Below are 12,431 nucleotides of genomic sequence, written 5' to 3' on the forward strand. Positions count from 1 at the left end.
TCTCGACTCACAGGGACTGGCGGTAACCGAGTTGATATCAGCACCCTAACCCCAATCCGGTCATAAAACCACATTTTCTTCTGCCCATTTACGCCCGATTGCTTGCACTAGTGCCCACTTATGCGGTGTACTGAGTGGGCATGTGACCGGCGTCACCCAGCAGCCGGCAAGATCGGAGGTCGTCAGATGTCCACTGTCGAAGCGCCACGCACCGGAGTTCGGGTGCACGTGCAGAAGCTGGGCACCTCGCTGTCGAACATGGTGATGCCGAATATCGGCGCCTTCATCGCCTGGGGCCTGATCACGGCCCTGTTCATCGAGCAGGGCTGGCTGCAGGCCATCTTGTCCGGACTCAGAGACCCCGACGGCTGGGTCGCCAGGATCGGCGGCTGGGGCAGCTACGACGGTGCGGGCATCGTCGGCCCGATGATCACCTACCTGCTGCCTGTCCTGATCGGATACACCGGCGGCCGGATGATCCACGGCAACCGCGGTGCCGTCGTCGGCGCGATCGCCACCATGGGGGTGGTCGCCGGCGCCGACGTCCCGATGTTCATGGGCGCGATGATCATGGGGCCGCTGGGCGGTTGGGCGATGAAGAAGGCCGACGCGCTCTGGGAGGGCAAGATCCGGCCTGGTTTCGAGATGCTCGTCGACAACTTCTCCGCAGGGATTCTCGGCATGCTGCTGGCCATCCTGGGGTTCTTCGGTGTCGGACCGATCGTGTCGTCGTTCACGCGTGCCGCCGGAAACGCGGTGGATTTCCTGGTCAGCCACGACCTGCTGCCCCTGACCTCATTGCTCATCGAGCCGGCCAAGGTGCTGTTCCTCAACAACGCCATCAACCACGGGGTGCTGACCCCGCTGGGCACCACCCAGGCGCTGGAGACCGGCAAGTCGATCCTGTTCCTGCTGGAGACCAACCCCGGCCCCGGCCTGGGAGTCCTGTTGGCGTTCATGGTGTTCGGCCGCGGCGCCGCCCGCGCCTCGGCACCGGGCGCCGCGATCATCCAGTTCTTCGGCGGGATCCACGAGATCTACTTCCCGTATGTGCTGATGAAGCCGAAGCTGATCGCGGCCACCATCCTCGGCGGCATGACCGGCGTCTTCATCAACGTACTGTTCGGCTCCGGGCTGCGCGCCCCGGCCGCGCCCGGTTCGATCATCGCGATCTACGCGCAGACCGCAGGCGGCAGCTTCCTCGGCGTGACGCTGTCGGTGCTCGGGGCCACCGCCGTCTCGTTCGTCGTCGCCTCGCTGCTGCTCAAGACCGACCGGGCCGCTGAGGAACCCGATCTGGCCGCGGCCACCGCGGAGATGGAGGCCCTCAAGGGCAAGAAATCCAGCGTGGCGTCCGCTTTGGTCGGTGCGCCCCGGGGGCCGGTGTCCAACATCGTGTTCGCCTGTGACGCCGGCATGGGGTCATCGGCGATGGGTGCGTCGGTGCTGCGCAAGAAGATTCGGTCCGCAGGCTTCGGTGACATCGCCGTCACCAACCAATCGATCGCGAACCTCACCGACACCTACGACCTGGTGGTCACGCACCGCGATCTGACCGACCGGGCCCGGCTGAAAACCGCTTCGGCCGTTCACGTCTCGGTCGAGGATTTCATGAGCACACCGCGCTACGACGAGATCGTCGAGATGCTGCGAGACACCAACTCAGAATCCGCTGCGAAAGCTGCCGATGAGCCCTTGCGCGAAGACCAGAAAACCGAACAGCAGCCCGAAAGCACTGCGAGTGAGGTGTTGCCGCTGGAATCGATCGTGCTGGCCGGCACCGCCACCTCGGCGGACGCCGCCATCGACGAGGCCGGTGCCCTGTTGGTCGCAGCGGATGCTGTCGACCCGGCCTACGTGGAGGCCATGCACGAGCGCGAGAAGTCGGTGTCGACGTACATGGGCAACGGCCTGGCCATCCCCCACGGCACCAACGAAGCCAAGACCGCGATCCGCCGCACCGGGATCTCCTTCGTGCGCTACCCCGAACCCATCGACTGGAACGGCAAGCCCGCCGAGTTCGTCGTCGGCATCGCCGGGCTGGGCAATGACCACATGGCCCTGCTGACCAAGATCGCCCACGTCTTCCTGGACAAGGACGAGGTGGCCCGGCTGCGGGCGGCGACCAGCGCCGACGACATACGTGCAGTGCTTTCGGACAGCAAATAGCCGACGCCACACCCGGGTGCCCCAGAATGGCAAGCGTGGATTCAGATACCCGTCAGAGTCGCATCGTGGAGTTCGCGCGCAGCCGGGGCCGCGTCGAGGTGCTGACGCTGGCCGAGGAACTCGACGTGGCGGCCGAGACCATCCGCCGCGACCTCAAGGCCCTGGCCGGCAGGCGCCTACTCAAACGGGTGCACGGCGGCGCGATCCCCCTGGAGACCGCCGCGTTCGAATCCACGGTCGAATACCGCAGCCAGGTGGATCTGGCCCAGAAACACCGCATCGCCGCCGCGGCGGCACATCTGTTGCACGGCGCCGAAACCGTCTACCTGGACGAGGGTTTCACGCCGCGGCTGATCGCCGAACAGCTCGCCGATCAGGAGCTGACCGTGGTGACGTCCTCGCTGCTGGCCGCCGAAGCGCTGGCACACAGCGAGACGGTGACCGTCATGATGATCGGTGGGCGCATGCGCGGACGCACCCTGGCCACCGTCGACCACTGGGCGGTGGAGCGGTTGAGCAGCCTGGTCATCGACATCGCCTTCCTGGGCACCAACGGAATCACTGCCGAGCACGGCCTCACCACACCGGATCCCGCCGTGGCGGCGGTGAAGCAGACCGCGGTGCAGGTCGCGCAACGGTGCGTGCTGGTGGCCGCGCACTCCAAGTTCGGGGAGACGAGTTTCTGCCGGTTCGCGAATGTCTCCGACTTCGAGTCCATCGTCACCGGCACCGAGTTGCCCCCGGGGGAAGCGCAACGCTACGAAGCGTTGGGGCCGTCGGTGATCCGCGCCTGAGGATCGTCCCAGAACTGCCCCGCACGTCGCGCGATCTCTTCCGGATATTCGCCGTTGATGGCATGTGAAGCATCGGCCCAGAGTTCGACCTGCCCGCGCGCCAACAGCTCTCGTGCCCGCACGACTGCGCGATCTGGCTTGAGCATGACACTGCGGCCTGCGATCAACGCCAGCACCGGAACGTCCAGCCTCCGCAACTGGTCATCGGTGAACAGTTGCGGCATCGGGGTGCGCAGCGTGAAATCCTTTGCCCCGGCATCGATCAGCGCGGACTCGATCTCGGCGCCCGCCATGTCGGAGCCGCCGGCTATCCAGCTGTGCACCCGACGGCGCCAACTCTCCGGCACCCCCGGCGCGAACAGCGTCACCGAGGCAAGCATCGCCTTGGCCGGGATGCCGGTGAAGGTGACCACCGGGTCGAGCAGGGCCAGCGAAGCGATCCGCCGCGGCCGGTGCACCGCGTAGTTCACGGCGGTCCAGCCGCCGATCGACACCCCGAGCAGATGCGCTTTGTCCAGCTCGAGACCGGCCAGTGCCTCGTCGAGCCACTGCGCCTGGTCCGCACCCCCGCGAATCGCCCTGTGCTGCACGGACAGACCCGCCTCACCGAGCAGGTCGATGCCGTAGACCGTGCGGCGTTGCAGGAGCGGCCCGAGATTGCCTCGGTACATCGGCGTCGACGCGTTGCGGCCCGGCAACAGCACCACCGGTGCGCCCGCGTCCGGCCCGGCGAAACGGTAAGCCCGCACGGACCCGAACGAGGTTGGCACGTCGAACAGTTCGAACTGCGGCAAAGCCGCCATCCCGGCCCGGTACGTGCCAAGGAAATGCTCGAACGCGGCATCGGAGACGAACGCTCCCAGCCCACCCCGGTCCCACCGCCCGGCGATGTTGACCTCGGGAACCCGTAGATCCATCAGACCTCGATCAACGTCGTCCAACGTTGACTTGTGTGCGAAATTTCTCCGGAAACTCGCACACAAGCCGACATTCGAGGTGCAGCCGCTACTCGACGGTGACGGACTTGGCCAGGTTGCGCGGCTTGTCGACGTCGTACCCGCGCGCCCGGGCCACCCCGGCCGCGAACACCTGCAGCGGGATGGTCGACAGCAACGGCTGGAAAAGCGTTGACACCGCCGGGATCTCGATCAGGTGATCGGCGTACGGCCGGACGGTGTCGTCACCCTCCTCGGCGATCACGATGGTCACCGCACCGCGGGCCTGGATCTCGCGGATGTTGGACAGCAGCTTGGCGTGCAGCATCTGCGCGTTCTTGGGTGACGGCATCACCACGATCACCGGCAGGTCTTCGTCGATCAGCGCGATCGGACCGTGCTTGAGCTCGCCGGCGGCGAAGCCCTCGGCATGCATGTACGCCAGCTCCTTGAGCTTGAGCGCACCCTCCAGCGCCACCGGGTAGCCGACGTGCCGGCCCAGGAACAGCACCGTCGGCGACGTCGCGAACTGCCGGGCCAACTGCCCCACCGATTCGATGCCGGCCAGCACGCGGCCGATCAATGCCGGCATGGCCTCCAGATCGTGGTACTCGCGCTCGACCTCGTCGGGGTACTTGGTCCCGCGGGCCTGCGCCAGCGCCAGCCCCACCAGGTAGTTCGCCGCGATCTGGGCCAGGAACGTCTTGGTGGCGGCCACACCGATCTCCGGCCCGGCCCGGGTGTAGAGCACCGCGTCCGCCTCGCGCGGGATCTGGCTGCCGTTGGTGTTGCAGATCGCCAACACCTTGGCCTTCTGGGTCTTGGCGTGCCGCACCGCCTCCAACGTGTCGGCGGTCTCGCCGGACTGCGAGATCGCGATCACCAGGGTGCTGCGGTCCAGCACCGGGTCGCGGTAGCGGAACTCGCTGGCGAGCTCGACCTCGACGGGCAGCCGGGTCCAGTGTTCGATGGCGTATTTGGCCAGCAGACCGGAGTGGTAGGCGGTGCCGCAGGCGACGATGAAGACCTTGTCGATCTCGCGCAGTTCCTGATCGGACAGGCGCTGCTCGTCGAGCACGATCTGGCCGTCGACGAAATGCCCCAGCAGGGTGTCGGCGACCGCGGCCGGCTGCTCGGCGATCTCCTTGAGCATGAAGTAGTCGTAGCCACCCTTTTCGGCGGCATCCAGGTCCCAGTCGATGTGGAATTCCCGGTAGTCCCGGCCGGCCTCCAGGTCGTCCCGGCCGAAGAAGTCGGTGATCCGGTAGCCGTCGGCGGTCAGCACCACAGCCTGATCCTGACCGAGTTCGACGGCATTGCGGGTGTGCTCGATGAAAGCCGCCACATCGGAGCCGACGAACATCTCTCCCTCGCCGATACCCACGACGAGCGGCGTGGACCGGCGGGCGGCGACGATCGTGCCCGGATCATCGGCGTTCGCGAACACCAGGGTGAAGTGGCCTTCCAGGCGCTGCAGCACGGCCAGCACCGAGGCGGGAAAGTCCCCGGCGGTGTCGCCGTCGGCGTACTGCCGGGCCACCAGGTGCACGGCCACCTCGGAGTCGGTGTCGCTGGCGAACTCGACCCCGGCGGCCTCCAGCTCGGCGCGCAGGACGGCGAAGTTCTCGATGATGCCGTTGTGGACGACGGCGATCTTGCCCGCCGCGTCGCGGTGCGGATGCGCGTTGCGGTCGGTGGGACGGCCATGGGTGGCCCAGCGGGTGTGGCCGAGGCCGGTACTACCGGTCAGCACACCTTCGTCGGTCTCGGCGAGGGTGGCCTCCAGGTTGGCCAGCCGGCCCGCGCGGCGACGTACCGTCAACCCGCCGTTGCCGTCGATCAGCGCGATGCCCGCGGAGTCGTAGCCGCGGTATTCCATCCGGCGCAGCGCGTCGACCACGATGTCTCGGGCCGGGCGCGCCCCGACGTAGCCGACGATTCCACACATAGGGTCCCAGGGTAGTGCAGTCGGAGCGCTGGCCCGATTCCGCGCGACGGCGTTTGACACATATCACCCCACGGCGAAACCACCCGGGCGCGCCTCAGGCGCGATCGGCCCGCTCACGCGCCGCGACGGCCTGCGCTACGGTCAACGCGTGGCCAGCACAAAGAAGCTCTTCGCGGGGTTGACCCGCCGCGGACCGCATCGGGTTCTGCGCGGTGACCTGGCGTTCGCCGGCATGCCAGGAGTGGTGTACACACCCGAGTCCGGCCTGAACCTGCCCGGTGTGGTGTTCGGCCACGAATGGATGACACGCGCGGAGAACTACACCGGCACGCTCGAGCACCTGGCGTCGTGGGGCATCGTCGCGGCGGCGCCCGACACCGAGACGGGCCTGGCTCCGTCAGTGCTCAATTTCGCCTTCGATCTGGGCGCGGCCCTCGAGATCATCACCGGGGTGCGGCTGGGGACCGGCAAGATCAGCGTGCACCCGGGGAAGCGCGGTGTGGTCGGGCACGGTTTCGGCGGATCGGCCGCGGTGTTCGCCGCCGCCGGTATGGGTGGTGACCCGGCCCGCCCGAAGGCCGTGGTGTCGCTGTTCCCGACCGTGACCAAGCCGCCGGCCGAACAGCCCGCGTCGACGCTGCGGGTACCGGGCCTGGTCCTGACTGCCCCCGGCGACCCGATGACACTGCGCTCGAACGCCGTGGAACTGGCCCGCGCGTGGGACGGCGCGACGCTGCGGACGGTCAGCAAGGCGCAGGCCGGTGGTCTGGTCGAGGGGCGTCGCCTGGCGCGTTTCATCGGGCTCCCCGGCGCAGACAAGGACACCCAGAAGATCGTCCGCGGCCTGCTCACCGGGTACCTGCTGGCCACATTGGCCGGCGACAAGACCTACCGCGACTTCGCTGATCCTGAGGGCGATCTGCCGCACACCGAGCACGCCGACCCGAACGCCGATCCGGTGGCACTGGAGGACAAGGTCGTGGCGCTGCTCAAGCCGTAGCCGGGCGTCACACCAGGGTGGTACCGCCGTCGACGGTCAGCACCACGCCGGTGCCGAACTCCTGTTCCATCAGATAGACGTAGGCCGACGCGGTATCGGTGGGTTCTCCGATCCGGCCCACGGGGAGATTGCTCGCGAACTGCTCGTACACCGCGTCCCGATCCGCCTCACCGAGCGCCGACCACAGTGGTGTCCGGATCGGCCCCGGGGCAACAGCATTGACGCGCAGCGGGGCGAGTTCGACGGCCAGGGCCCGGGTCATCGCGTTGATCGCACCGCAGACCGCGGTGGGCAGCACTCCCAGTCCGGGCTTCTCAGCGGCCGTGCCACTGGTCAACGTGATCGACCCGCCCGGGGTGATCCGGGGCGCGAAAGCGCGAATGACCTGCAGTTGGCCGGTGAAGCGGGTGCCGAGGAAGTCACCGATCACTTCGGCGGTGAGTTCCGCCAGTCCGACCATGGTGAGTGACTCCCCTGCGGTGAACACGAGATGCTCGATCTGCCCGACCTCGTCGACGAGGTGACTGAGCGACGCAGGGTCACCGAGGTCGACAGTCATCCCGCGAGCGGTCTCGCCGAGTCCGGCCACGGCGCGATCGACGTTGGATTGGTTGCGCGACACCACGATCGAGATGCCGCCTCGGTCCACCACCGCTTCCGCGACGCCCAGACCGATACCCGAGGTACCGCCGACGACCAGGACCCGTGCGTTCTTGAGGTTCATGAGTCCACTGTGAGTTCACCCGAGCTCGGTCGTCCAAGACTCTTTTCGCCGTTCGGCGATACCCTCAAGGCATGGGCGTGCCCGATCTCGACCTGCGCAAGCTGCGGTATTTCGTCGCAGTCGCCGAGGAGCTCAATTTCGGGCGTGCCGCGCAGCGCCTGCACATCGCGCAGCCCGTGCTGTCACGACAGATCCGGTCGTTCGAGAACGAGCTCGGTACCCAACTGTTCCTCCGCGACAGCGCCGGTACCCAACTGACCACCGCCGGCGCCCAGTTGCTGCAGGATGCCAAAGTTCTGCTCGACGACGCCCGAGCGCTGCGGCAGCGGTTGGCCCGAGCCGCTGGGCACACCGTGACCGTGACGGTCGGGGTGATGGCCGGGCTTCGCGCGACCGCGGCGGCCGCCGCGTTCGAGGCAGGCGACCCGCGCCGCCGCGCGGTGGTGCGCCAGATCCCGTGGCAGCAGCAGGCCGAGCTGGTCAGGTCCGGCGAGGTGGATGTGGTCTACGCGCGCGAACCCGTCGACCACCGCGGGCTGGGCAGCGCCCCGCTCCTGGAAGAGCCGATGGACGCGGTGTTGCCCGCCGACGACGATCTGGTGGCGCGCGGATCGGTACGGTTGGCGGATCTCGCATCACGCGTGTTGCTGCTGCCGGACCCCGCGATGGTTCCGGGCTGGCAGACCGACATCGTCGGGCCCGGCCAACGTTGGGCACCACCCCGCGAAGAGTTCCGCACCGTGGAGGACAAACTCGAACATGTCGCCGCGCGTGAGGGTTTCGTCATCCTGCCGCACTCCACGACCGCGTACTACCGGCGGCCAGACGTGCGTGCGGTGCCGATCGAGGACCTCGGCCCGAGTCGCGTCACCCTGATCTGGAATGCAGCCACCGACAACCCGATACGAGACGAGTTCGTCGCGGCCGCGCTGGCGTGCCGGGATCAGACAACGTGATCACGCCGAGCAGCTACACCACCCAGCCAACCACCTTGCTCACGCCGTGATGCCTGCGGCGTCGCTGGGCAGGTGCTCCCCCAGCCGGGGCGGTGCGCTGCGGTACTGCACCGGCGTCGCCGACAGCGACACCGGGTTGGCGACCTGAGGGGTGCTGCTTCCGGGCACCGGGACCGTCGCGGCCAAACCCAGTTTCTCGGCGAAGCTGAACGCCTCGGCCATGTCGTTGATGGGTCCGGCGGGCACCCCAACGGACGTGAGGACGTCGTACCAGTGGTCGGCGCCGTGATCGCTGAACCTGGCCTCCAGGAGTGCGCAGAGTGCATCTCGATGGCGCACCCGTAAGGCATTGGAGGTGAAGCGTTCGTCGTCGGCGAGCGCGTCGAGGCCTAGCGCATTGACCAGCAGCCGGAACTGCTTGTCGTTACCGACGGCCAGCGCGATGGGGCGATCGGCGGTGTTGAAGGTTTGATACGGCGCGATGCTGGGGTGCCGGTTGCCCATGGCGGCCGGGACGGCGCCGGCCCCCAGGAATCCCGAGGCCTGGTTGACCATGGAAGACAACAACACTGACAACAGGTCGGTGTCGACGCGTTGCCCCTCCCCCGTACGGTCACGATGGGCCAGTGCCACCAGGATTCCGCTGAGGGCATGCGCGCCGGTGAGCACGTCGACCATCGCAACACCAACTTTGGTCGGCTCGCCGGGTTGTGGGCCGGTGATGCTCATCAGCCCGCCGACGGCCTGGACCAGCAGGTCGTAGCCGGGCAGCTCGGCGCCGCCGGCACGGCCGAATCCGGTGATGGCGCAGTAGATCAGGTCGGGTTTGATCTCGCGGAGGGTGTCGTAACCGAGACCGAGCTTCTCCATGGTGCCCGGCCGGAAGTTCTCGACGACGATGTCGGCGCCGCTGACCAGCTCGCGGGCCCGGGCAACGTCGTCGGGATCGGTGAGATCGAGCACCACAGAACGCTTGTTGCGGTTGACGGAATTGAAGTAGGTGGCCACGCCGTCTGCGTCATACGGCGGGCCCCATTCGCGGGTGTCGTCCCCGACGCCCGGCCGTTCGATCTTGATGACGTCCGCCCCGAAGTCGCCGAGCATCATCGTGGCGTACGGGCCGGCGAGCACGCGGCTGAAGTCGACGACGGTGATTCCGTCGAGTGCGCCGGCGATCATGAGCGCGGCGCTCCGCCGCGCACGTACGCCGTTGTGGTGTGGGTGAAGAATTCCCGGGCAGCCGATCCCTGTTCCTTCGGACCCAGCCCGCTCTTCTTGGCGCCACCGAACGGCACATGCGGATCCGCACCCGCGGATTCGGAGTTGACGTGCAGCACCCCGACGTCGATGTGTTCGATCGCCTGCAGGGCGCGGGTCAGGTCCTGGGTGAAAACCGCTGCCGAAAGGCCGAATTCGCTGTCATTGGCGAGCGCGAACGCTTCCTCGGCGTCGGCCGCGCGGCGCACCGCGAGCACTGGGCCGAACAACTCGTCGGTCCACAGGTCGGCGGGCCGGTCGCCGAGTTCGATGACCGTCGGCGCGATGAAGTAGCCCTGAGCCCGCATCTCGTCCGTATACGACTGCCCGCCGGCCAGGACTGTCGCCCCCTGGGTCCGCGCACTTTCGATGCCGGTCGTGATGGACTTGTGTGCCGACTCGCTGACGACCGGCCCCATCTGAGTGGCCTCATCAACCGGATCGCCGACGACGAGTGCCCCGGCCCGGTCGACGAGCGCGTCCAGGAAACGGTCGGCGATGTTCTCGGTGAGGATCAATCGGGAAGTGGCCGTGCACTTCTGGCCGGTCGACCGGAAGGCACCCAACATCACCTGCTCGACCGCCAGGTCCAGATCGGCGTCGTCGAGCACAACGGCGGCATTCTTACCGCCCATCTCGGCTTGCGCCGGCACCCCACGGGCGGCTGCCATGCTGGCGATCCGCCGCCCGATATCGGTGGATCCGGTGAAGGTGACGGCATCGACGCCGGGATGGTTGACGATCCCGTCTCCGATGGCCGAGCCGCCGATGAGCAAATTGAGCACACCCGCGGGCAGACCCGCGATGTCGAGCGCACTCGCCAGGCGCGTCGCGAGCAACGGCACGGTGCTCGCCGGCTTCCACACCACCGCGTTGCCGTAGATCAGGGCCGGTGCGATCTTCCACGCCGGGATGGCGATCGGAAAGTTGAACGGGGTGATGACGCCCACGACCCCAATCGGCTTGCGGGTCACCAGGATCTGTTCACCGGCCCGCGGGGAGGCATAGATCTCGCCGGCCTGCCGGTCCCCCTCGTTGCCGTAGTAACGCAGGATCTGGGCCGCGCGACGCACTTCACCGATGCCTTCGGCCAGCGTCTTGCCTTCCTCCACCGACAGGTCGCGCCCCCACTCGCCGGCGTTGTCGTCGAGGATCTCGGCCGCGGCCAGCAGCACGCCGCCGCGCGCCGCCATCGGGGTGGCTGCCCACGCGCGAACCGAGTCGCCGGCAGCTGCCACCGCCGCTTCGAGGTGGTCTGCGCTCGCGGCCCCGCCTTCTGCGACGACAGACTGTGGCCGCGAAGGATCGACACTGCGGACGCTGTCACCCTCGCCGGAAATCCATTGTCCGGCAATGAGGTGCCGCAGACGCGCGGGTGTGTGCGTGGTCATCCGATTGCTCCAATCAGGTTGCGGCGGCTCAGCGGAAGGCGGCTTGGCCGGTGAGGGCTTTGCCGATGGACAGCAGGTGCATTTCGGAGGTGCCTTCGTAAGTGAGGACCGATTCGAGGTTGTTGGCGTGGCGCAGCGGTGAGTATTCGAGGGTGATGCCGCTGCCGCCCAGCAAGGTCCGGCACTCCCGCGCGATGGCCAACGCTTCGCGCACGTTGTTGAGCTTGCCCAGGCTGATCTGCTCGGGCCGCACCCCTTCGGCGTCCTTGATGCGGCCGAGATGGATCGCCAGCAGCATGCCCTTGCCGAGTTCCACGGTCATGTTGGCCAGCTTCTCCTGGGTGAGCTGGTAACTGGACAGCGGCTGGTCGAACACCTCACGCGCACCGGCGTAGTCGATCGCGGTCTGCAGACTGTCGCGGGCCGCACCCAGTGAACCGAACACGATGCCGAACCGGGCCTCGTTCAGACACGACAGCGGGGCCGAGAGCCCCTCGGCCAGCGGCAGCTGCGCCGAAGCCGGCAACCGGACATTGTCCAGGACCAGCTCGGAGGTCACTGAGGCGCGCAGGGACAGCTTGCGGTGAATCTCGTTGGCGGTGAAGCCCGGGGTGTCGGTGGGCACCACAAAACCCCGGATCCCGTCGTCGGTCTGCGCCCACACCGTGGCCACATCGGCCAGGTTGCCGTTGGTGATCCACATCTTGGTGCCGTTGAGCACCCAATCCGAACCATCGCGACGCGCCCGGGTGCGCATCCCGGCAGGGTTGGAACCGAAATCAGGCTCGGTCAGACCGAAACACCCGATCGCCTCCCCGGCCGCGAGCCGGGGCAGCCACTCGTTCTTCTGCTCCTCCGAGCCGTAGCGGTAGATCGAGAACATCGACAGCGAGCCCTGCACCGAGACGAAACTGCGGAACCCACTGTCACCGGCTTCCAGCTCCATACACGCCAGCCCGTAGCTCACGGCATTGGTGCCCGCACAGCCATACCCCTGCAGATGCATCCCGAGTACCCCGAGGCCGCCGAACTCCTTGGCCAACTCCCGAGGCAACGTGGCCGATTCGAACCATTCACCGACATTCGGTTTGAGCCGGGTATCGACGAACTGGCGGACCGTCGCGGCGATATCGCGCTCATCCTGATCGAGCAACCGGTCGGTATCGAACAACTCCAACGGCCGGTAGACGGACTTCTTGGCAGCCGGAGCGGCAGCGGTGGTCGTCATGAGGTAACTCCTAAGCGAGATGCGGTGGG

Annotated in this window: 10 protein-coding genes; 4 read left to right on the top strand and 6 right to left on the bottom strand. The window is 67.5% G+C overall.

From position 1 onward, the window contains the following. The first annotated feature begins 186 nt into the window (after positions 1 to 186). Both G6N57_RS30030 and G6N57_RS30035 read left to right on the top strand, forming a co-directional pair. Positions 187 to 2,169 (top strand): PTS mannitol transporter subunit IICBA, encoded by a 1,983-nt coding sequence (locus tag G6N57_RS30030; RefSeq protein ID WP_077743948.1) that lies wholly within the window; start codon positions 187 to 189, stop codon positions 2,167 to 2,169. A 35-nt stretch (positions 2,170 to 2,204) separates the two neighbouring features. Further along, positions 2,205 to 2,963, top strand: coding sequence for a DeoR/GlpR family DNA-binding transcription regulator (locus tag G6N57_RS30035; protein WP_077743949.1), 759 nt, complete (start codon positions 2,205 to 2,207; stop codon positions 2,961 to 2,963). Here G6N57_RS30035 and G6N57_RS30040 read toward each other — a convergent pair. Both G6N57_RS30040 and glmS read right to left on the bottom strand, forming a co-directional pair. Beyond that, on the bottom strand, positions 2,927 to 3,880 hold the full coding sequence (locus G6N57_RS30040; protein WP_077743950.1) for an alpha/beta fold hydrolase: 954 nt from the start codon (positions 3,878 to 3,880) through the stop codon (positions 2,927 to 2,929). The genes G6N57_RS30035 and G6N57_RS30040 overlap by 37 nt on opposite strands. A gap of 88 nt (positions 3,881 to 3,968) precedes the next feature. After that, positions 3,969 to 5,846, bottom strand: a complete 1,878-nt coding sequence (glmS, locus tag G6N57_RS30045) for a glutamine--fructose-6-phosphate transaminase (isomerizing) (RefSeq protein ID WP_077743951.1) — start codon at positions 5,844 to 5,846, stop codon at positions 3,969 to 3,971. A gap of 148 nt (positions 5,847 to 5,994) precedes the next feature. On the opposite strand from glmS, the gene G6N57_RS30050 reads away from it, so the two are divergent. Next, positions 5,995 to 6,846 carry a dienelactone hydrolase family protein gene (locus G6N57_RS30050; protein WP_077743952.1) on the top strand — a complete coding sequence of 284 codons (852 nt, stop codon included), beginning with the start codon at positions 5,995 to 5,997 and terminating at the stop codon, positions 6,844 to 6,846. Between the two features lie 7 nt (positions 6,847 to 6,853). On the opposite strand, the gene G6N57_RS30055 is transcribed toward G6N57_RS30050, so the two are convergent. Beyond that, complete coding sequence (locus tag G6N57_RS30055) at positions 6,854 to 7,570, bottom strand: SDR family oxidoreductase (protein WP_077743953.1); 717 nt, start codon at positions 7,568 to 7,570, stop codon at positions 6,854 to 6,856. 71 nt (positions 7,571 to 7,641) lie between these two features. Between G6N57_RS30055 and G6N57_RS30060 the strand changes: the two genes are divergently transcribed. Continuing rightward, positions 7,642 to 8,526: a LysR family transcriptional regulator gene (locus tag G6N57_RS30060; protein ID WP_097925762.1), complete on the top strand. Its 885-nt coding sequence runs from the start codon at positions 7,642 to 7,644 to the stop codon at positions 8,524 to 8,526. Positions 8,527 to 8,565: 39 nt separating this feature from the next. Here G6N57_RS30060 and G6N57_RS30065 read toward each other — a convergent pair whose 3' ends face one another. Genes G6N57_RS30065 through G6N57_RS30075 form a run of 3 tightly spaced genes read right to left on the bottom strand, consistent with a single transcriptional unit; the run spans position 8,566 to position 12,402 of the window. Continuing rightward, a complete protein-coding gene (locus G6N57_RS30065; RefSeq protein WP_077743954.1) occupies positions 8,566 to 9,705 on the bottom strand; it encodes a CaiB/BaiF CoA transferase family protein in 1,140 nt (379 codons plus the stop codon). Then, on the bottom strand, positions 9,702 to 11,174 hold the full coding sequence (locus G6N57_RS30070; RefSeq protein ID WP_077743955.1) for an aldehyde dehydrogenase family protein: 1,473 nt from the start codon (positions 11,172 to 11,174) through the stop codon (positions 9,702 to 9,704). Before G6N57_RS30070 ends, G6N57_RS30065 begins: the two co-directional genes overlap by 4 nt. A gap of 28 nt (positions 11,175 to 11,202) precedes the next feature. Then, positions 11,203 to 12,402: an acyl-CoA dehydrogenase family protein gene (locus tag G6N57_RS30075; protein WP_077743956.1), complete on the bottom strand. Its 1,200-nt coding sequence runs from the start codon at positions 12,400 to 12,402 to the stop codon at positions 11,203 to 11,205. Positions 12,403 to 12,431: the final 29 nt, after the last annotated feature.

The organism is Mycolicibacterium boenickei (assembly GCF_010731295.1).
Taxonomy (GTDB): domain Bacteria; phylum Actinomycetota; class Actinomycetes; order Mycobacteriales; family Mycobacteriaceae; genus Mycobacterium; species Mycobacterium boenickei.

Bases quoted from the DNA above. Each gene is read 5' to 3' on its own strand.
- G6N57_RS30030 (WP_077743948.1), top strand. From the start codon at position 187: ATGTCCACTGTCGAAGCGCCACGCACCGGAGTTCGGGTGCACGTGCAG.
- G6N57_RS30040 (WP_077743950.1), bottom strand. From the start codon at position 3,880: ATGGATCTACGGGTTCCCGAGGTCAACATCGCCGGGCGGTGGGACCGG.
- glmS (WP_077743951.1), bottom strand. From the start codon at position 5,846: ATGTGTGGAATCGTCGGCTACGTCGGGGCGCGCCCGGCCCGAGACATC.
- G6N57_RS30055 (WP_077743953.1), bottom strand. From the start codon at position 7,570: ATGAACCTCAAGAACGCACGGGTCCTGGTCGTCGGCGGTACCTCGGGT.
- G6N57_RS30060 (WP_097925762.1), top strand. From the start codon at position 7,642: ATGGGCGTGCCCGATCTCGACCTGCGCAAGCTGCGGTATTTCGTCGCA.
- G6N57_RS30065 (WP_077743954.1), bottom strand. From the start codon at position 9,705: ATGATCGCCGGCGCACTCGACGGAATCACCGTCGTCGACTTCAGCCGC.
- G6N57_RS30070 (WP_077743955.1), bottom strand. From the start codon at position 11,174: ATGACCACGCACACACCCGCGCGTCTGCGGCACCTCATTGCCGGACAA.
- G6N57_RS30075 (WP_077743956.1), bottom strand. From the start codon at position 12,402: ATGACGACCACCGCTGCCGCTCCGGCTGCCAAGAAGTCCGTCTACCGG.